This window comes from Clostridium hominis, from assembly GCF_014287825.1.
GTDB lineage: Bacteria > Bacillota > Clostridia > Clostridiales > Clostridiaceae > Clostridium > Clostridium hominis.
On record NZ_JACOOO010000008.1, the window covers coordinates 36,152 to 56,698 of the forward strand.

Genomic DNA, 20,547 nt, shown 5'->3' on the forward strand with positions numbered 1-20,547 from the left:
CAGTGCTAATGATGGAGTCACTTATTTATAGGAAAGAGTTCTTTCTGATAAGATTAGTTTAGTGAATAACAATTGATAATATATTAAATTTAAAATTAAGATGATTTAAAGGAGAAAAAAATATGGAAAAAGAATTAGAAAACATTAAATTATATGATGAAGATGGAAATGAAATAAACTTAAAGGTTATAGCTTTTTTTGATGTAGTTAATCCAGATAATGATGAAAAATGTGAATATGTTATAGTAGAAGATGAAGCATATCCAGATGAAAATCCATTTGCTTTAAAAGTAATAAAGGATGAAAATGGAGAAGAGTTCTTTGAACTTATAGATAATGAAGTAGAACTTGCAGCTGTAGAAGAAGCGTATAATACTATTTTTATTGATGAATAAATATAAGAAGAGGTGTTATAATGGGAGGAAATAGTATTAACATAAACGAATTGAAAGAAAACTTAAAGGAAAAGGGATATAAATTAACGCCTCAAAGAAGAGCTATACTTGATATAATAATTGATAAAGAAGGTCAACATTTAACTGCAGAAGAGATTTATGATGAAGTAAAAAAAATATGTCCTGATATAGGGTTAGCAACAGTATACAGAACAGTATTGCTTTTAGAAGAAGTTAATGTCATATATAAATTAGATTTAAATGATGGATGTAGTAGATATGAATTAGTTCATAGTGATGAAGAGCATAGACATCATCATTTAGTATGCAATAAATGTAAAAAAGTTTTTGAAGTTCAAGATGATTTATTAGAGGAATTAGAAGAAAGAATAGAGAAAACTTATAAATTTAAGATATTAGACCATAGCGTTAAGTTTTTTGGAATTTGTTCAGATTGTTGTGACCATAAAGAAGAGCTTAAATAAGGGGGAACTCTCGCTTAAGAGCGTGATTTAATACATATACAAGAAAGATATGAAGGAGGGGACATATGAAAAACGAAAAGGCTAAAGTTAAGATTATTCCTTTAGGTGGAGTAAACGAGATTGGAAAGAATCTAACAGCTATTGAATACAAAAATGATATTGTTATAATAGACTGTGGCCTAAGATTTCCAGATGAAGATATGTTTGGTATTGATTTGGTTATTCCAGATATAACGTATCTTATTAAAAATAGAGAGAGAGTTACAGGAATTTTTCTAACTCACGGGCACGAAGATCATATAGGAGCATTACCATATGTTTTAAAACAATTAAATGTACCGGTATATGGAACAAAATTAACTTTAGGAATTGTTGAAACAAAGCTTAAGGAACATGGTTTATTAAGCACAACAGAATTAATTAGGGTTAAACCAAGAGATGTTATAAGACTTAATTCTGTTTCAGTAGAATTTATAAAAACAAATCACTCTATAGCAGATTCGGTTGCTATAGCAATTCATACTCCATTAGGAGTTGTACTTCATACAGGAGACTTTAAAGTAGATTATACACCAATTGATGGTGAACCAATGGATTTTGCAAGATTTTCAGAGTTAGGTAAAAAGGGCGTTCTTGTAATGATGGCTGACTCAACTAATGTTGAAAGACCTGGATACACTATGTCAGAAAGAGTGGTTGGAGAAAGTTTAGTAAAAATATTTGGTAAAGCAAAAGGAAGAATTATAATAGCTACTTTTGCATCTAATATCCATAGAATTCAACAGATAATAGAAGCTGGTAAAATATATGGTAGAAAAGTTGCAGTTTCAGGAAGAAGTATGGAAAACAATATGCAAGTTGCTATGGAACTTGGTTATATTGATGTAGATAAGGAAACACTTATAGGTATAGATCATATTAATAAATATAATGATGATGAATTAGTAGTTATAACTACTGGAAGTCAAGGAGAGCCTATGTCGGCACTTTCAAGAATGGCTTCATCAGACCATAGAAAAGTAAATATAAAACAAGGTGATACAGTTATAATATCTGCAACACCTATTCCTGGAAATGAAAAGTTAGTATCTAGAGTTATTAATCAACTTTTCAAAAATGGAGCAGAAGTTATTTATGAGTCACTAGCACAAATTCATGTATCAGGTCATGCCTATCAAGAAGAATTGAAATTAATGCAAGCATTAGTAAAACCAAAATTCTTTATACCAGTTCATGGTGAGTATAGACATCTAAAGAAGCATGGAGAACTTGCTATGACAGTAGGGTTACCAGAAGAAAACCTTGTTATTGCTGATATTGGTGATGTAATAGAGGTTACAAGGAATTCTATAAAGAAGAATGGATCAGTAGCAGCAGGTCAAGTATTTGTTGATGGATTAGGTGTTGGTGACGTTGGAAATATAGTTTTAAGAGATAGAAAGCATTTATCTCAAGATGGTATTTTAACTGTTGTAGTAACTTTATCAAAAGAAAATAAATCAATTGTTGCCGGACCAGATATTATATCAAGAGGATTTGTATATGTAAGAGAATCTGAGCCGTTAATGGAAGAAGCTAGGGAAATAGTTAAATCAATTTTATTAGAATGTGAAGAAAAGAAGATTAATGATTGGGCTACATTAAAATCAAGAGTAAGAGATGAACTTAGAAGTTATTTATATGAAAAGACTAAGAGAAAACCAATGATTTTACCAATAATAATGGAAATTTAACTGAAAGTTGACAAGAGGTCAAATAGATAGTAGAATAGCTTATAGATTTGAAAATTGGATACACGTGTATCCAATTTTCTTTTTGGGCAAAATATTTATAGGTTTACATTAAAGCAAAAATAATAATTAAAAGAATTTGAAGCAACTTTTTTAAAAGATTCTGATAAAATTATTATTACAATTTGGAGGAAATATATATGGAATTAATAAGTAGAGACGATATTAGAAATATAGCTATAATAGCTCACGTTGACCATGGTAAGACTACATTAGTTGATGCTATGTTTAAGGAAAGTCACGTATTTAGATCAAATGAAAAAATTGATGAAAGAGTGATGGATTCAAATGATTTAGAAAAAGAAAGAGGTATAACAATTCTTTCTAAGAATACTGCAGTTATGTATAACGATATAAAAATAAATATCGTAGATACTCCAGGACATGCTGACTTTGGTGGAGAAGTTGAACGTGTACTTGATATGGTAGACTCAGTTTTATTAGTAGTGGACTCTTATGAAGGGCCAATGCCTCAAACTAAGTTCGTTTTAAAGAAAGCTTTAGAATTAAAGTTAAAGCCAATCGTGGTTATAAATAAAATAGATAAACCTAATGCAAGACCAGAAGAAGTTATTGATGAAGTATTTGAATTATTCTTAGAGTTAGGTGCAGATGATGAACAGTTAGACTTCCCAATTATATATGCATCAGCAAGAGAAGGTTTTGCAAGATATAATGTTGAAGATACAAATATGGGAATGGAACCATTATTTAAGACTGTAATTGAGCATGTTCAATGTCCAACAGGAGATATAAATGGATCTTTCCAAATGCTAGTAACAAGCTTAGATACTAATGAGTATTTAGGGAAAATAGCTATAGGTAAAATTCATAGAGGAAAAGTAAGAAAAAATCAACAAGTTGCTTTAGTTAGAAAAGATGGTACAACTTCAACTTATAAAGTTTCAGGTGTATTTGGTTATAATGGACTACAAAGAGAAGAAGTTCAAGAAGCAGCATTAGGAGATATAATTGCTTTAAGTGGTGTTGTTGATGCAAATATAGGTGAAACTATTGCAGATTCACAAAATCCAGAAGCTTTACCATACATTGAAATTGATGAACCAACATTAAACATGAACTTTATGGTTAATGATTCACCATTTGCAGGTAGAGAAGGTGACTTTGTTACATCAAGACATTTAAGAGATAGATTAATGAAAGAATTAGAAACTAACGTAAGTTTAAGAGTTAATGAAATAACTCCAGATTGTTTTGAGGTTTCAGGAAGAGGAGAATTACATTTATCTATACTTATAGAAACTATGAGAAGAGAAGGGTTTGAACTTCAAGTTTCTAAGCCAAACGTTATATTTAAAACTATTGATGGTAAAAAGATGGAGCCAATGGAATACTTAACTATAGATGTACCTGAAGAATTCATGGGACCTGTTATGGAAAAGATGGGACCAAGAAAAGGTGAAATGGTTAATATGACTTCAGCTGTAAATGGATATACTAGATTAGAGTTTAATATACCAGCTAGAGGGCTTATAGGATTTAGAAGTGAGTTTATGACTGATACAAAGGGTAATGGTATAATGAACCACGTGTTTAATGGATATGGACCATATAAGGGTGATATTCCAACAAGAAGTAGAGGATCAATAGTTTCATTTGAACAAGGAGAGGCTATTGCTTACGGATTATTTAATGCTCAAGAAAGAGGAAAGTTATTTATAACTCCAGGAACTCCTGTATATGAGGGAATGATAGTTGGAGAATGTTCAAGAGCAGAAGATATAGATATAAATGTATGTAAAGGTAAAAAGCTAACTAATACAAGAGCTTCAGGTTCTGATGATGCAGTTAAACTTGTACCAGTTACTCAATTAACATTAGAGCAATCTTTAGAATTTATAAATCATGATGAGTTAGTAGAAGTTACTCCAATTAACGTAAGAATGAGAAAAAGAGCATTAAATGCTGCAGAAAGAAAGAGATTAATAAGTAGAAGTAAAAAATAATATCTAAATTTCTTTAAAATTTCATAAAAAAGTATTATAATAGTGAATAGCCTCTAGGGGCTATTTACTTATATATAGGGGGTATTTATGAATTTTAAATCTAAAAGATTAATTATGTTTATAACAGTAACAATCTTATGTTTTATTATCATAGGTATAGTTGTATTAAATTCTACAATAAATAAACCTTTAAAAATAGTTTCAGATGAAGAGATACTAATAGAAGAAGGAGAAAGTTTTTATAGCTTACTAAATGAATTAAAATCAAAAAATAAGGTTAAAAATACATTTGTTATTAAAGCTTATACTAAACTTACAGGAATGGATTTAGAAATTATACCTGGTCAGTATACTTTAAATAAAAATATGTCAACTAAAGAGATGATTGAGTTATTACAAAGTGTTTCTGATGAAAACTACATAAACTTTACAATACCTGAAGGGTTTACAATTGATGACATAGCAGAAAAATTAGAAAAAGAGGGAATATGCACAAGTGAGGATTTCATTAAGGCTATAAATGAATATCCACTACCAACATACATAAAAGCAAATAGTGAAAAGAGATATAACTTAGAAGGATTTTTATTTCCAGATACATATAAATTTGAGAAGGGCATATTACCTGAAGAAATAGTTAAAACTTTATTAAATAGATTTGATGAAGTTTGGAATGAGATTGTAACAAACCTAGGTATTAAAGTTAATAATGATGATATAGAGAAAGTAATTACCGTTGCATCTATGGTGGAAAAAGAAGCAAGGGTAGATGAAGAGAGAGCTACTATAGCATCTGTTATTTATAATAGGGATAATAAAGATATGACGTTAAGTATTGATGCAACAGTATTATATGCTTATGGATACCATAAAGATAAACTTTATTATAAAGATCTAGAGATAGAGTCACCATATAATACATATCTTTATAAAGGATTACCGATAGGGCCTATAAGCAATCCAGGTGCACCATCTATCATAGCTGCATTAAAGCCGGAGAATACCGATTATTTATTTTATGTACTAGAAAGTGATAATAAGCATTATTTTACTAATAACGATGAAGACTTTATGAAGAAGCAAGAAGAGCTTGGATATTAACTATTAGGAGGAATATAATGAGTGGAATTACCTATGATTATATGGAAGGATATATAAGGTCATTAATACCTGAAAGTGAAGGCAGAATTAAAGAGTTAGAAGAGTTTGCAAAGGAAAATAAAGTTCCTATAGCTCAGAAAGAAACAATTAAATTTCTAGAATTTATGGTAGGGATGAAAAAGCCTTTAAGAATTTTAGAACTTGGAACTGCTATAGGTTATTCTGCTATCTTGATGTATGATGCTGCTGGAACTAATCCACACATAACAACAATTGAAAGAAGCGAAGAAATGATAGAGCTTGCTAAGAAAAATATTAAAAATTTTGGATTAGAAGACAAGATATCTATTGAAGAAGGAGATTGCTTAGAGGTTTTAGAAAGGCTTGAAGAACCATATGACCTTATTTTTATGGATGCAGGAAAAGGGCATTATAATCATTTTCTTCCTCATTGCTTAAGACTTTTAAAAGAAGATGGAATTATTATAGCAGATAATGTGTTGTTTAGAGGAATGGTAGCTTCAAATGATTTGGTTAAACGTAGAAAAATAACTATAGTTAAAAGAATGAGAACATATTTAGAGATGGTTTCGAAAGATGATAATTTAGTAACATCAGTAATACCAATGGGAGATGGAATTGCTATTACTAAGAGGAAACTCCTACCTTAGTAGGAGTAAGTTTGCAAAGCTAAATGGAAGATTTAGAGGCTTACTTAAAAGGAGGTAAAAAGATGAGAAAACCTGAAATACTAGCTCCAGCTGGGAACTTAGAAAAATTAAAAATTGCTGTTGATTATGGTGCAGATGCAGTTTATATTGGGGGAGGAAGACTTAATCTTAGAGCTTTCTCAAACAATTTTACTACAGAGCAAATAATGGAAGGTATAAAATACTGTCATGATAGAGGAAGAAAGCTATATGTAACATTAAATGTTTTTCCAAGAAATCATGATTTAGAAGGTGCTGAAAGCTATATTAGAGAACTTTATGAAATAGGAGTGGATGCAGTTATTGTTGCTGACCCTTCATTAGTAGCTATATGTAAAGAGGTAGCACCAGAGTTAGAAATACATTTAAGTACACAGGCTAATACTGTAAACTGGAGAGCAGTTAAGTTCTGGTATGAACTTGGAGTTAAAAGAATAGTTTTAGCTAGAGAGTTAACATTTAAGGAAATAAAGACAATTACGTCTTATATGCCTAATGGATGTGATATTGAAGCTTTTGTTCACGGATCTATGTGTGTAGCATATTCAGGAAGATGCTTAATATCTAATTATATGTTAGGTAGAGATGCTAATAAAGGAATATGTGGAAATGTTTGTAGATATAAATATTATCTAGTTGAAGAAACAAGACCAAATGAATATTATCCAGTAGTAGAGGATGATAACGGAACATATATAATGAACTCTAAAGATTTATGTATGATAAAACATATACCAGAGCTTATAGAAAGTGGAATTTATTCTTTCAAGATTGAAGGAAGAATGAAGAGTGAGTTTTATGTTGCATCTGTTGTAAAGGCTTATAGAGAAGCTGTTGATTCATATTTTAAAAACCCATATGAATATGAATTTAAAGATGAATGGATGGATATATTAACTAAAATAAGTCATAGAAAATATCATACTGGCTTCTATTTAGGAATAAATGGTGAAGAAAATTATGATGAATCTTCTTACTTAAGAGATTATGACTTAGTAGGTATGGTTAAAGAGTATGATGAAGAAACAGGGGTTGCAACAATACTTCAAAAAAATAGAGTTTTTGAGAATGATGAAGTTGAGGTATTAAGAGCTGAAGATCCTTACTTCAAGGTAACACTTACAGATATGTTTGATGTTGATAAAAATGTAAAAACAGATGTAGCTAATAGAGCTCATATGGTATTTAAAGCAAAGGTTAATAAACCACTTAAGAAAAATGATATGCTAGTTAAAGCTAGTAAGAAACTTACTTTATAGAATCATCGAGGAGGACTATTAATGAGAAGACCTGTGTTAATAGGGATTACTGGAGGAACAGGATCAGGAAAAAGTACTATTGCTGATGCTTTATACTCTACTTTTTCGCAAGACTGTATAGCAATGATACAACAAGATATGTATTATAAAGATCAAAGTCATTTATCTATGGATGAAAGGGTAAAAACTAATTATGATCATCCTATGGCTTTTGATAATGATTTATTAGTGGAACATTTAAAGTCACTTATAAATGGAGAAGCTATTGAAAAACCAAGTTATGACTTTACAGTACATAATAGAGCTAAGGAAACTACAACTGTAGATCCAAGAGATATCATTCTTGTAGAAGGAATTCTTATTCTAGAAGATGAGAGAGTAAGAGATTTATTAGACATAAAGGTATATGTAGATACTGATGCGGATATAAGAATATTAAGAAGACTTGTTAGAGATATAAATGAAAGAGGAAGAACTGTAGAATCAGTAATAGATCAATATTTAACTATGGTTAGACCTATGCATATGCAATTTACTGAACCAAGTAAAAGATATGCTGATATCATAGTACCAGAAGGTGGACATAATTATGTAGCTATAGATCTTCTGATGACTAAAATAAAAGATATATTGAAGTAACTGTATAAAACACCTTTTTTTGGATAGAATTTATTCAAAGGGAGGTGTTTTATTTTTGTATAAGCATGTGATAGATAAGAGAAGAATAATTTTTATTTTAATTATATATGTATCTGTATTAATGTTATTATCAGTAAGATTATATTATTTACAAGTACAACCATCTACTCAGGTACAAGGGGAGTTGCAAAATCACCAGATTGAAACATTGTCAGAACTTAATTATAGAATTTTAGATACTAATGGGAAAGATTTATTAAACTATAAGAAAAAGTATGTGCTAGTAATTGATTCAAGACCTTTTAAACTTAACAATTATGAAGAGACTTTAGAAGACTTACTTGCATTAAATTTTATTATGAAATCAGAAGATACAAATTTTAATTATTCAGATATAATAGCTTTAAATGGAAAAACTTATTATGATGAAATAACAGAGGAAACTTATAATAAGATAAAGAAATTAAATAATATTAAAGGAATATATTTATATGTCTATGATATGGTAGATAGTTCTGAAGGATGGAGAATAGAAAATTTTATTGCTAATATAAGAGAAGATAATATCGTAGAGGGATCCTTCCAACATCAAATATTAGATATAGTTGGAGAAAATGAATATCCATCTATTAGTTTTAATTTAGATCAAAAAGCAAATTATACAGAAAGTATATTAAATTATGGAGAAAACAATAAAAACTTGAAACTTACAATTAATAAAGAGTGGGAAGAAAAAATAAGAGATATTTTATTAGATGATTCTTATAGTTTTTTAGAAAATATAGGGGTAGTACTTTTAGAATCTGAAACAGGAAAAATTAGAGCTATGGTTCAAAAAGATGAAAGTAAAGCAAATGTAAATTTGGGGATTGGAACTATCGGATATGAGCCAGGATCTATATTTAAGGTATTAACAGAGGCCATAGGATTAGATTTAGGTAAGATTTCTTCATCAAGTGTATTTACTTGTGAAGGGAAGATATGTACTAAATTAGGAGAACAATATGCTCATGGAGACTTAACAGTAGATGAAGCATTGCAAGTATCTTGTAATGATATATTTGCAAAAGTTGGAGAATTATCAGGATATGAAAATATGATAGAATATACTGAAAAGTTAGGATTATATCAAAAGATATTAGGATTATCAGGGGAAAATAAAGAAGAGGCAGCTGGAGTTAAAGCTACCTATGAAGATGGAGTAAGCAATTTTTCGATAGGTCAATGTGTAACAGTTACACCCTTACAAATTGCTGGAGCTATAAATGCAGTTGTAAATGACGGTGTTTATATTAAGCCTACGATTATAGATTCTATTATTGATAATGATGATAATGAGGTTGAACATATTGAAGTTGAAGGAAAAAGAGTATTTAGTGAAACTACAGCTAAAATAGTTCAAGATAGCATGACAAATGTAATTTGGAAAGGTACTGGTTATGAAGCAAAGGTAGAGGGGATAACTCAAGGAGGAAAAACAGGAACATCTACTGGAGAAGGTGGTAAAACTAATCATGGGTGGTTTGCCGGTTATTTTGAGATGGATGGCAAAAAGTATACACTGCTTGTGGTGGCGCCTAATATAGGTGATAATCATCCAGATGGAAGAGAACTTGGTGGCGGAAATACAGGTGCTCCAATTTTTAGGCAAATTATAAATTCACTAATTTCAAATAATTAAAAAGGTATTACAATAGCTGGCTATTTAGGCTGGCTATTATTTATTCATAAAATTTAAAATTAAATGAAGCAATATTTTTAGAAACCATCATATTATATAATAAGCACTGCTAGGAGGAAAATGGAGTGATATTATTTTCTAATATTATGGAATTCTTTTCTAACAATATTCTTTTAACTGGATATATTTCGGGAAATAATACATTTCCAAAGCCTTTGGACGAAAAGGAAGAGGAGAAGTATTTATCGTTGTTGAAGGAAGGAGATAAAAAAGCAAAAAGTATTCTTATTGAAAGAAACTTAAGACTTGTAGCACATATAGTTAAGAAATATTCTTTTCCAAACAAAGATATTGATGAATTAATTTCTATTGGAACAGTGGGTCTAATTAAAGCTATAGATTCTTTTGATGCATCAAAAGGTACTAGACTAGCTACATATGCTTCTAGATGTATAGAAAATGAAATTTTGATGCTATTTAGAAATAATAAAAAGCAAAATAGTGAGACATCTTTACAAGATCCTATTGGGGTAGATAAAGAAGGGAATGAAATATGTTTAATAGATGTTTTAAGTAGTGATAAAGATTCTGTTCTTGATAAGGTAGAAGTTAATTTACAGATAAAAGCTCTATATAGCAAAATGAGCACAGTTTTAACAAATAGAGAATCTGAAATATTAAAAATGAGGTATGGATTAATAGATGGAAGATGCAGAACTCAAAGAGAGATAGCTGGAGACTTAGGAATTTCAAGATCATATGTTTCTAGAATCGAAAAAAAAGCTTTAAAGAAACTGAAAAAGGAATTATCTTCTAAATAATACAAAATATTATAAAAAATTTAAAATACATTGAAATGTTACCATATCTTTTATAAAATATAAGTAACAGCTTGATATTTTAAGCCTGAAAGGGGATTTATATGTATTTTTTAAAAGAATTATTGGTTAACACCATAGAGATGGGGGCTTCAGATTTACATTTAACTGTAGGAGTACCACCTACAGTAAGAAAGAATGGGAAACTAGTTCAAATAGGTAAAGAAAACTTATTACCTAATGATATAGAAAAATTTGCAAAAGAAATTTTAGAGTCAAAATATGATGAGTACTTAGAAATTGGGGAGTATGATATATCATATTCTTTAACTGGAGTAGGGAGATTTAGAGTTAATGTATTTAAACAAAGAAATAGTGATGCAATAGCTATAAGAGTTATAGCATTAAAAATACCAACACTTGAGGAACTTAGATATCCAACAGTTTTAAAAGAAATTGCAAACAAACAAAGAGGGTTAATACTTGTTACAGGGCCAACAGGAAGCGGAAAAAGTACAACCCTAGCTGCCATGATTAATGAGATAAATTCTTCAAGACAAGGGCATATAATAACATTAGAAGATCCTATTGAATACTTGCATAAACATAAATCTTGTATAATTAATCAAAGAGAGATAGGAAAAGATAGTAAAAGCTATCAAAATGCACTTAAAGCAATATTAAGAGAAGATCCAGATGTTATTTTAGTAGGAGAGATGAGAGATCTTGAAACAATTTCTATAGCAATAACAGCGGCTGAAACGGGGCATTTAGTTCTTTCCACACTTCATACAATTGGAGCTGCAAAAACTATAGATAGAATAATAGATGTTTTCCCACCGTATCAACAACAGCAGGTAAAAGTTCAATTGTCATCAGTTTTACAAGCTGTAGTATCACAACAGCTTATAGAAAAATCCGATGGATCTGGTAGAACGGCCGCTTTAGAAGTTATGGTAACTACACCAGGTATACAAAATCTAATAAGAGAGGGAAAAACACATCAAATTGAATCAGCAGTTCAAACAGGAAGTAAATATGGAATGAAGACAATGGATATGGCTTTAGCAGACTTGTATAAAAGAGGAGAAATATCATCAGAATCGGCTATTAGTTATTCGGTTGATAGAGAGACATTAAAGCGACTTATGATGCTTTAATTTAGTAAGCAAGTGAAGGGGGATAAAAATCCTCCTTTATTTTATTTCCAATAAATTGAAAAAGCTGAAGGAAATTTATAATATATGTTGAATAAATTAATAAGAGTAGAAAAGTATATTCAATATATTTGATTTTAGAACTAATTAACTTATATGGTAGAAGAATAATTTATAAAATTTTTCGCAGATTTTTTATTAAAAGGTAAAAATACACCTAAAGTCTGCTAAAACCTACAAAATTCTTCAATAAATATATATTTTCTATTGTTAAATGTATATGAAATGATGTAAAATTATAATAGGATAAGTTTTTATAGTCAATACAGGCATGAGTTAGCTTAAACTATTAAATATTTTAATGGAATTATTAAACTTTACTAATAGAGATTTTTAAAGGAGGAATTGTTTTGTTAGATTTTGAATTAGATATGCAAGAATTAACTAATATAAAGGTCATAGGTTGCGGTGGCGGCGGAGGAAATGCTGTCAATCGAATGGTACTTGAAGGATTAAGAAATGTAGAATTTATAGCAGTTAACACTGATAAACAAGCGTTATTATTATCACATGCTAATACTAAAATTCAAATTGGAGAAAAGTTAACAAAAGGTCTTGGTGCAGGAGCAAATCCTGAAATAGGTAAAAAAGCTGCTGAAGAAAGTAGAGAAGAAATAGCAGAAGCAATAAAAGGTGCTAATATGGTATTTATAACAGCTGGTATGGGCGGTGGAACAGGAACAGGTGCTGCTCCAGTAGTTGCTGAAATAGCTAAGTCTATGGATATACTTACAGTAGGAGTTGTTACTAAACCGTTCCCATTTGAAGGTAAAAGAAGAATGAGACATGCTGAAATGGGAATAGAAAACTTAATGCAAAAAGTAGATACATTAGTTATAATACCAAATGAGAAGTTATTAGCTATGGCTGATAAGAAAACAACTTTACTTGATTCATTTAGATTAGCTGATGATGTATTAAGACAAGGGGTACAAGCAATTTCTGACTTAATAACAATTCCTGGAGTTGTAAATGCAGACTTTGCAGATATAGAAACTGTAATGAAAAATAAAGGTTTAGCACATATGGGTGTTGGATATGGTAAAGGAGATAATAAGGCTCAAGACGCTGTAAGACAAGCAATTTCTTCACCATTATTAGAAACATCAATAGATGGTGCTACTGGAGTTATAATAAACTTTACAGGTGGTGTAGATCTAGGAGCTATAGAAGTTTATGAAGCTGCTGAAATTGTAAGAGAAGCTGCAGATATGGACGCTAATATTATCTTTGGAGCAGTTATTGATGAAACTTTAAATGATGAGATTAGATTGACTGTAATAGCAACAGGGTTTGAAGATGATAACGCTAAATCATCATTAAAGGCAAGTGAACCAAAGAATGAGGTAAAAACTACACCTACCCCAAAAGTTGAAGAAGTAGTTAAAGAGGAAGTAACATCTAAAGTTGATCCTTTATTAGATATTGACAGAGAAAGTGTTAATATACCAAGTTTCTTGAGATCAAGAAGATAAAAGAATAAATAAAATGTTACATTGTTTTTAAAAAGCTATCAAATTAAGTTTTGATAGCTTTTTATTTTTATGTAATAAAAAAAATGTGCTTTATTGTAAAAAAAATTAGAGGGAAAATTTCATAGTTAGTATTAATTATGACAAAAAAATAATGAAGTAAGAAGTATAATTTTATTTAATGAGGAGGGGTTATATGGAAATATATGTAGATGTTATAATTGCAGAAAATTTCATAATAAATTTATTTTTATTATTAGTTACTACAAAGTTATTAAAATATCAATATAGAAATATAAATATTTACTTGTCGGCATTAATTGGAGCCATATATACCCTAGTGCTTTTTTCAGAAGTGAAGTTTTTATCTTCATTAGTATTTAAATTCTTAGTTGCGATGATAATGATAACAATAGTAATAAGACCAAAGAGAGTGGCGAATGTAATTAAAGGGACTATTGTATTTTTCATTAATTCTTTTATGTTATGCGGATTATGTTTTGGTCTTGTAATGATGCAAAATACCTATGTGTTAGGTGATTCCTTTAGTATAAATAATTATTCAATAAAATGGATGTTATTATCACTTATGATATTTTATATAGTTTTAGTAAGGGTAAATGATTATTTAAGGGATAGGGCTGCAATTAAGAATTTTATATATGATATTTATATAAATGTTGGAGGTAAAATATTAATTCTAAAAGGCTTTTTAGATACTGGAAATGAGCTTAGGGAAGTAGTAAGTAATTTGCCTTGTATTATAATAGAGGATAAATACTTAAAAGAAATTGATGTAAAAGAAAATGATAAGTATATAATAAATTACAATACGATAACAGAATGTGGACAACTTGAAGGCATTAAAGGTGATAAGATAATGATAAGAAACACTTTATGTGATGAATGGAAAAAAATTGACGCAATTATTTGTAAAAGTCCAATGGTCTTAAGCAAAGACAATGATTATCAAGCATTATTATCAAGAGGGGTTATATAGGAGGAAATATGAGAAAAATAATTTTACTATTAAATAAAATTTTATCTAAGTTTAATTTGTTTGCAAAAAAAGTATTTTATGTAGGCGGTAATGATGCTTTACCACCACCTTTAAAAAAGGATGAAGAAGAAGAATTAGTTGAAAAGTTAACGACTGGAGGAAGTGAAGTAAGAGATATACTGATAGAGAGAAACTTACGTCTTGTAGTCTACATAGCGAGAAAATTTGAGAATACAGGGGTAGGGGTTGAAGATTTAATTTCAGTTGGGACTATTGGATTGATAAAAGCTGTTAATACTTTTAATCCTGATAAAAAGATAAAGTTAGCAACATATGCTTCTAGATGTATAGAAAATGAAATACTTATGTATCTAAGGAGAAATAGTAAAGTAAAGGCTGAAGTTTCATTTTATGAACCTTTAAACATAGATTGGGATGGTAATGAACTTCTTTTGTCTGATATTTTAGGAACTGAAAATGATACTGTTTACAATATGATTGAAGATGAAGTTGATAAACAATTATTATTTTTAGCTTTAAAAAATTTAAATGAAAGAGAAAAAGAAATTGTTAAGTTAAGATTTGGGTTAGACGGGTATAGAGAAAAGACTCAAAAGGAAGTAGCAGATATGCTTGGGATATCGCAATCATATATATCAAGGTTAGAAAAGAAAATTATAAATAGGTTAAAAAAAGAAATCAATAAAATGATATAGTTTGTCTTAGTATAAAAGATACCTCTATCGGAAATAATTTAAAATGCAGTATGTTATTTCTTGATGAGGAGTTGTTGATTTTGATCATTAACAAGGTTGAAATATGTGGAGTAAATACTTCAAAATTACCAGTACTTAAAGAAAAAGAGAAGAGAGAACTCCTTCTAAAAATGAGAGAAGGCGATAAAACTGCTAGGGAAACATTTATTAAGGGGAACTTAAGGTTGGTCTTAAGTGTTATACAAAGGTTTAATAACAGGGGCGAAAATGTAGATGACTTATTTCAAGTTGGATGTATAGGACTTATGAAGGCTATAGATAATTTTGATTTAGGGCAAAATGTTAAATTTTCAACTTATGCTGTTCCAATGATAATAGGAGAAATTAGAAGATATCTTAGAGATAATAATGCTATAAGGGTAAGTAGGTCTTTAAGAGATATAGCTTATAAAGCGCTATTAGTTAGGGATAGATTAGTTAAAGACAATAATAAAGAACCAACTATTTCCCAAATAGCAAAAGAACTTAATATTCCTAGAGAAGATGTTGTTTTTGCTCTTGATGCAATTCAAGATCCGGTTTCATTATTTGAACCAATATATCATGATGGTGGTGATGCGATTTACGTTATGGATCAAATTAGTGATTCTAAAAATAGTGATGATAGTTGGCTAGAAAACATCTCTATAAAAGAAGCTATGAAAAAGCTTAATGATAGAGAAAAGCTAATTTTAACATTAAGATTCTTTAATGGAAGAACTCAAATGGAAGTAGCAGATGAAATAGGTATTTCTCAGGCTCAAGTCTCACGGTTAGAAAAAACTGCATTAAAACATATGAAAAAATATATTTAGGACTCTTTTGAGTCCTCTTTTTTTATTTTTAATAATAAATAGTTAATAGTAATCATATAAATAATTAAGTAGAATAGGAGGGGTAATTATGGATGAGGATTTAGTTTTATTTTCAACAAATGCTGTAAGAAGTATGGAAGTTATTGATATATCTACTGGTTCTAAACTTGGATATGTTAAGGATTTTAGAGTAGATGTTAATGAACAGAGAGTTATATCATTAACGCTACCATCACCTAATAAAAGTTGGTTTGGAAAAGAAGAAGATATAGAGGTGCCATGGGAGAAGGTAATTAAACTTGGAGTAGATGTATTACTCATTGATGGTAGTGATATTCAAAGACAATTAGAACAAAATAGAATCTAGTAAATTTTATTAAAAGGTAATATAATATAGTAAAGTACATATGAGAAAGGTTTGATAAATATGAAATGCCCTTTTTGCGGATTTGACGAAAGTAAGGTAGTTGATTCTAGATCGACCGATGATAATACAACTATTAGAAGAAGAAGAGAATGTGCTAATTGCAGTAAAAGATATACTACTTATGAAAAAATTGAGGATATTCCTATTTTAGTTATAAAAAGAGATTCAACAAGGGAAAATTTTAATAAAGAAAAAATCGTCAATGGTCTTATAATAGCATGTCAAAAAAGACCTATCTCTAGAAGGCAAATTGAGGAGATAGCAGAAGATATAGAAAAGTCTATATCTAATAAAATGCTTACAGAAGTAGAAACTAAATTAATCGGCGAAATGATAATGGAAAGATTAAAAAAAATAGATGAAGTATCATATGTAAGATTTGCTTCTGTATATAGACAATTTAAAGATATTAATACGTTTTTAGAAGAAATAAAAAATTTAATGACTAAATAATTATAAGAATAGACTTTCTTAATTTTGAAAGTCTATTTTTGCATTGTTGATAGAAGACATAATTACTATTTACAAAATTAAAAGTTTTTAATTAGTTTAAAGGTAGACTCATTGGTTAAAGTTAAAACTAAGTAAAAAATAATGCGTTTAAATAGAAAATAAGTATAAAAAATGTTAAAATATCCACAAGTATATAAAAAGTGAGGATTTTTATGAAAAAGATAGATAGAAATAATTTGAAAACCTTCAAGGATTTTTTGATTGTTGAGGGAGAAAAGGTTAATATAGTGTTTTCTACTGCTAAATATGATAGAAGCTTTAATAGAAATAATGATGAAGGGCTAAAAAATATAGAATCTTTAAAAGTAGATTTTAATGTTAATGAAGTTGTATACCTTCACCAAATACATAGTGATAATGTATTTGTATTTAATAATAACGCTAAAGAGTTTATAGAAAGAGAAGGGGATGCAATAGTAACCAATAAAGAGAATGTTATTATTGGAGCATTTACAGCAGACTGTGTTCCAGTGGTTTTAGTAGATGAAGTTGAAGGAGTTATAGCTGCTATTCATAGTGGATGGAAAGGAACCTTTAATTCAATAACTAAAAAGAGCATTGAAAAAATGATTCAAGAATATGGAACTAGAATCGAGAATATTAAAGTCTACATAGGACCTCATATAAGGCAGTGCTGCTATGAAGTATCTGAAGAATTAAAAGAAAGATTTTTAGATAAGACAAAAATAGATGAAAATGAGCTGTTTAATGGTAGAAACCTTAGTATGGAACGTTGTATTCTTGAGGATTTAAGAAGTTTGAAGATTGAGGAAGATAATATTTATACTATTAACCTTTGTACTTATTGTGAGGAAGAGATAAAGCTATTTTCATATAGAAAGAGCGTTGGAACATACGGGAGATTATTTACTTTTGCATATAAGAAATAATAAAATTTAGGGGGAATGCTTGATGGCTAATGAAAAAATATTAGTAGTAGATGATGAAGAACATATAGTGGAGCTTATAAAATATAATTTACTGTCTTCAGGATATGATGTAATAACATGTAATAACGGAATAGATGCAGTTAATTTAGCTATGAATGAGAGACCTAATTTAATTCTTTTAGATTTAATGATTCCAGGAAAAGATGGTTATGACGTGTGTAAAGATATAAGATCAAAAGCAGATATAAAGAATACATCAATTATTATGCTTACGGCTAAGAGTGAAGAGTTTGATAAAATATTAGGATTAGAATTAGGTGCAGATGATTATATAACAAAACCTTTTTCTGTAAGGGAATTGTTAGCTAGAGTTAAGGCTGTATTGAGAAGGATAAATGTTAAGGAAGAACAGAATGATATTGTCGTATTTGGAGAGTTAGCAGCTAATTTCGAAAAAAGGGAAATAAGAATTAAAGATAATAAGATTGATTTAACATTAAAAGAATTTGAACTTTTAGAAATGTTAATTAAAAATAGAGGGAAAATTTTAAGAAGAGAAATGCTTCTAGATAAAATTTGGGGATATGAATATATAGGAGAAACAAGAACTGTTGATGTTCATATTAGATATTTAAGGAAGAAAATAGAAGATGATGATAAAAACCCAAAATTTATTGAAACTATAAGAGGAGTAGGGTATAGATTTAACCCAGATCTATAATATTATGAAAAAAAGAATAATAATATCATCCCTTGCAACGGTAATATTTTCTCTTATATTAGTATGTTTATCTTTTATAGAGTTAATTAATATGCATGAGATAGAAAGAGCAAAAGGTATCTTATCTGTATATAATGAGCTTTTTATTAAAGGAGTAGAGGAAAATGATCTTGATTTTAGTAAGTTTAGGATAGATGATAATCAAGTTAGATTTACTATAATTGATATACAAGGGAATGTTTTATATGATTCGGAAAATGAAGGCTCCATTTCTGAAAATCATATTGATAGGGAAGAGATTCAAAAGGCCTTTATTAATGGAGAGGGTTCTAGTGTTAGATATAGCGAAACTTCTACTGTTAATTTGGTTTATTATGCAACTAAATTAAATGATAATATGGTTGTAAGAAGTTCGGTGCCAACAAGCGCTATAATGATATTTTTATCAGGTAATTTTAAATATTATATATTCATAATAATTATAGTAGCTATTTTAGCTTTAGGACTATCTATTAAGTTGACAAGGATTATAATATATCCTATTAAAGAGCTAGAAGGGGCTACAGCTAAGATTGTAAATGGTGATTTAAACAATCGAGCTAAAGTATATAATAATGATGAGATTGGATCTTTAGCTAAAAGTTTTAATAGAATGGCTGATGAGTTACAAATCAAGATAAATGATTCTTATGACAAACAAAATAAATTAGAAGCTATCTTGGAAAGTATGGATAGTGGGGTTATAGCTATTGATAATTATGGTAAAATAATGCTTATAAATAACTATTCTAAAAAGTTATTTGGCTTGAAGGGAGAAATAATTGGTGAGAAAATTGAAGATTGTATAATTGATTATGATTTATTACAATTTGCAAAAAATATTCCAGAGATTGACTCAAAAGAAATAAAGTTGTTTCATCCTGTGCAAAGAGATTTAAAAGTAAAAAAGGCACCTATAATAAATGGGAATATAAGTACCATAGGGATAGTTATAACATTATCTGATATAACAGATATTAAAAGGTTAGAAAATATGAGAAGTCAATTTGTAGCTAATGTTTCTCATGAACTAAAAACTCCTTTAACGTCTATAAAAGGGTTTTCGGAAACTTTAAAATATGTTGATGATAATGAAACTAGGAAGAAGTTTTTAGATATTATAAATAAAGAAGCTGATAGGTTAAGTAGGTTGATTCATGATATATTGATTTTATCGAATATAGAAAATATGAAGGTAACAAAGGTAGAAGATTTTAAACCATTAGAAGTATTACAGGATGTTGTAGATGTAATAAGTGCTGAATCTACAGCCAAAGGGATAGAGATTACAATAAGTGATAATTATAAAGGATGTTTAAGTGGTAATAGAGATAAATTCTATCAGTTAAGTATGAATCTTGTTGATAATGCAGTGAAGTATTCGAAAGAAAATGGGAAAGTTAAAGTAGACCTATTTGAGAAAAATAATTATTTTATAATGGTAGTAGAGGATGATGGTATAGGTATACCAAAAGATGATTTACCAAGAATATTTGAAAGATTTTATAGAGTTGATAAATCAAGGTCTACTAAGGGTACTGGATTAGGATTAGCTATTGTAAAACATATTGTTAAGCTTTTTAATGGGGAAGTTGATGTTCACTCAACACTTGGAGAAGGTACAAAGTTTATTGTTAAGATTAGAATATAACTAAGAAGAGTTTATTGCTATAGTATGCAATGAACTCTTTTTTTACGCTTTTATTCATAGTTAACATTGACTTAACGTTCCTATAATATTATTTAACAATTGTATAATATTCCTTTAACTTTAAAATACTATTATTGATATTGTAAGGTAAATGAATTTAATAAATGGACAAATTAAATGAAGTGGATTTGGAGGAAAATTT

Annotated in this window: 20 protein-coding genes; all 20 read left to right on the forward strand. The window is 29.0% G+C overall.

The window, feature by feature from the left end:
• The first annotated feature begins 122 nt into the window (after positions 1-122).
• The 20 genes from H8S20_RS05810 to H8S20_RS05905 all read left to right on the forward strand — a co-directional run bounded on the left by H8S20_RS05810 (position 123) and on the right by H8S20_RS05905 (position 20,345).
• Positions 123-395 (forward strand): DUF1292 domain-containing protein, encoded by a 273-nt coding sequence (locus tag H8S20_RS05810; RefSeq protein WP_032118075.1) that lies wholly within the window; start codon positions 123-125, stop codon positions 393-395.
• Between the two features lie 20 nt (positions 396-415).
• Positions 416-880 (forward strand): Fur family transcriptional regulator, encoded by a 465-nt coding sequence (locus tag H8S20_RS05815; RefSeq protein WP_032118076.1) that lies wholly within the window; start codon positions 416-418, stop codon positions 878-880.
• A gap of 65 nt (positions 881-945) precedes the next feature.
• The gene (locus tag H8S20_RS05820) at positions 946-2,613 is read left to right on the forward strand and encodes a ribonuclease J (protein ID WP_186859529.1); all 1,668 of its coding nucleotides are present in this window, start codon (positions 946-948) and stop codon (positions 2,611-2,613) included.
• Between the two features lie 197 nt (positions 2,614-2,810).
• The gene (typA, locus tag H8S20_RS05825) at positions 2,811-4,637 is read left to right on the forward strand and encodes a translational GTPase TypA (protein ID WP_032118078.1); all 1,827 of its coding nucleotides are present in this window, start codon (positions 2,811-2,813) and stop codon (positions 4,635-4,637) included.
• Positions 4,638-4,724: 87 nt separating this feature from the next.
• The gene (gene mltG / locus H8S20_RS05830; protein WP_186859530.1) at positions 4,725-5,738 is read left to right on the forward strand and encodes an endolytic transglycosylase MltG; all 1,014 of its coding nucleotides are present in this window, start codon (positions 4,725-4,727) and stop codon (positions 5,736-5,738) included.
• A 17-nt stretch (positions 5,739-5,755) separates the two neighbouring features.
• Positions 5,756-6,409, forward strand: coding sequence for an O-methyltransferase (locus H8S20_RS05835; RefSeq protein ID WP_032118080.1), 654 nt, complete (start codon positions 5,756-5,758; stop codon positions 6,407-6,409).
• A 62-nt stretch (positions 6,410-6,471) separates the two neighbouring features.
• Positions 6,472-7,707 carry a peptidase U32 family protein gene (locus H8S20_RS05840; RefSeq protein WP_032118554.1) on the forward strand — a complete coding sequence of 412 codons (1,236 nt, stop codon included), beginning with the start codon at positions 6,472-6,474 and terminating at the stop codon, positions 7,705-7,707.
• Positions 7,708-7,728: 21 nt separating this feature from the next.
• Positions 7,729-8,346, forward strand: coding sequence for a uridine kinase (udk, locus tag H8S20_RS05845; RefSeq protein ID WP_032118081.1), 618 nt, complete (start codon positions 7,729-7,731; stop codon positions 8,344-8,346).
• Between the two features lie 55 nt (positions 8,347-8,401).
• Entirely contained in the window at positions 8,402-10,027 is a 1,626-nt protein-coding gene (locus H8S20_RS05850; RefSeq protein WP_032118082.1) for a penicillin-binding transpeptidase domain-containing protein, read from the forward strand.
• Positions 10,028-10,152: 125 nt separating this feature from the next.
• Positions 10,153-10,848, forward strand: coding sequence for an RNA polymerase sporulation sigma factor SigK (sigK, locus tag H8S20_RS05855; RefSeq protein WP_032118083.1), 696 nt, complete (start codon positions 10,153-10,155; stop codon positions 10,846-10,848).
• A gap of 101 nt (positions 10,849-10,949) precedes the next feature.
• Entirely contained in the window at positions 10,950-12,005 is a 1,056-nt protein-coding gene (locus H8S20_RS05860; RefSeq protein ID WP_186859531.1) for a type IV pilus twitching motility protein PilT, read from the forward strand.
• A gap of 407 nt (positions 12,006-12,412) precedes the next feature.
• Entirely contained in the window at positions 12,413-13,537 is a 1,125-nt protein-coding gene (gene ftsZ, locus H8S20_RS05865; protein ID WP_032118085.1) for a cell division protein FtsZ, read from the forward strand.
• Between the two features lie 193 nt (positions 13,538-13,730).
• On the forward strand, positions 13,731-14,534 hold the full coding sequence (locus H8S20_RS05870) for a sigma-E processing peptidase SpoIIGA (RefSeq protein ID WP_032118086.1): 804 nt from the start codon (positions 13,731-13,733) through the stop codon (positions 14,532-14,534).
• An 8-nt stretch (positions 14,535-14,542) separates the two neighbouring features.
• Positions 14,543-15,250, forward strand: a complete 708-nt coding sequence (gene sigE / locus H8S20_RS05875) for an RNA polymerase sporulation sigma factor SigE (protein ID WP_032118087.1) — start codon at positions 14,543-14,545, stop codon at positions 15,248-15,250.
• An 80-nt stretch (positions 15,251-15,330) separates the two neighbouring features.
• Positions 15,331-16,104 (forward strand): RNA polymerase sporulation sigma factor SigG, encoded by a 774-nt coding sequence (gene sigG, locus H8S20_RS05880; RefSeq protein ID WP_032118088.1) that lies wholly within the window; start codon positions 15,331-15,333, stop codon positions 16,102-16,104.
• An 88-nt stretch (positions 16,105-16,192) separates the two neighbouring features.
• On the forward strand, positions 16,193-16,471 hold the full coding sequence (locus H8S20_RS05885) for a YlmC/YmxH family sporulation protein (RefSeq protein WP_032118089.1): 279 nt from the start codon (positions 16,193-16,195) through the stop codon (positions 16,469-16,471).
• Between the two features lie 60 nt (positions 16,472-16,531).
• Positions 16,532-16,984 carry a transcriptional regulator NrdR gene (gene nrdR / locus H8S20_RS05890; RefSeq protein ID WP_032118555.1) on the forward strand — a complete coding sequence of 151 codons (453 nt, stop codon included), beginning with the start codon at positions 16,532-16,534 and terminating at the stop codon, positions 16,982-16,984.
• Between the two features lie 212 nt (positions 16,985-17,196).
• Positions 17,197-17,934, forward strand: a complete 738-nt coding sequence (gene pgeF, locus H8S20_RS05895) for a peptidoglycan editing factor PgeF (protein WP_032118090.1) — start codon at positions 17,197-17,199, stop codon at positions 17,932-17,934.
• Between the two features lie 22 nt (positions 17,935-17,956).
• Positions 17,957-18,655 (forward strand): winged helix-turn-helix domain-containing protein, encoded by a 699-nt coding sequence (locus H8S20_RS05900; protein ID WP_032118091.1) that lies wholly within the window; start codon positions 17,957-17,959, stop codon positions 18,653-18,655.
• Positions 18,656-18,659: 4 nt separating this feature from the next.
• Entirely contained in the window at positions 18,660-20,345 is a 1,686-nt protein-coding gene (locus tag H8S20_RS05905) for an ATP-binding protein (protein WP_186859532.1), read from the forward strand.
• The last annotated feature ends 202 nt before the right edge of the window (positions 20,346-20,547 follow it).

Coding starts and splice junctions, on each gene's coding strand:
- H8S20_RS05810 (WP_032118075.1), top strand. CDS start 123: ATGGAAAAAGAATTAGAAAACATTAAATTATATGATGAAGATGGAAAT.
- H8S20_RS05815 (WP_032118076.1), top strand. CDS start 416: ATGGGAGGAAATAGTATTAACATAAACGAATTGAAAGAAAACTTAAAG.
- H8S20_RS05820 (WP_186859529.1), top strand. CDS start 946: ATGAAAAACGAAAAGGCTAAAGTTAAGATTATTCCTTTAGGTGGAGTA.
- typA (WP_032118078.1), top strand. CDS start 2,811: ATGGAATTAATAAGTAGAGACGATATTAGAAATATAGCTATAATAGCT.
- mltG (WP_186859530.1), top strand. CDS start 4,725: ATGAATTTTAAATCTAAAAGATTAATTATGTTTATAACAGTAACAATC.
- H8S20_RS05835 (WP_032118080.1), top strand. CDS start 5,756: ATGAGTGGAATTACCTATGATTATATGGAAGGATATATAAGGTCATTA.
- H8S20_RS05840 (WP_032118554.1), top strand. CDS start 6,472: ATGAGAAAACCTGAAATACTAGCTCCAGCTGGGAACTTAGAAAAATTA.
- udk (WP_032118081.1), top strand. CDS start 7,729: ATGAGAAGACCTGTGTTAATAGGGATTACTGGAGGAACAGGATCAGGA.
- H8S20_RS05860 (WP_186859531.1), top strand. CDS start 10,950: ATGTATTTTTTAAAAGAATTATTGGTTAACACCATAGAGATGGGGGCT.
- H8S20_RS05870 (WP_032118086.1), top strand. CDS start 13,731: ATGGAAATATATGTAGATGTTATAATTGCAGAAAATTTCATAATAAAT.
- sigE (WP_032118087.1), top strand. CDS start 14,543: ATGAGAAAAATAATTTTACTATTAAATAAAATTTTATCTAAGTTTAAT.
- H8S20_RS05885 (WP_032118089.1), top strand. CDS start 16,193: ATGGATGAGGATTTAGTTTTATTTTCAACAAATGCTGTAAGAAGTATG.
- nrdR (WP_032118555.1), top strand. CDS start 16,532: ATGAAATGCCCTTTTTGCGGATTTGACGAAAGTAAGGTAGTTGATTCT.
- pgeF (WP_032118090.1), top strand. CDS start 17,197: ATGAAAAAGATAGATAGAAATAATTTGAAAACCTTCAAGGATTTTTTG.
- H8S20_RS05900 (WP_032118091.1), top strand. CDS start 17,957: ATGGCTAATGAAAAAATATTAGTAGTAGATGATGAAGAACATATAGTG.
- H8S20_RS05905 (WP_186859532.1), top strand. CDS start 18,660: ATGAAAAAAAGAATAATAATATCATCCCTTGCAACGGTAATATTTTCT.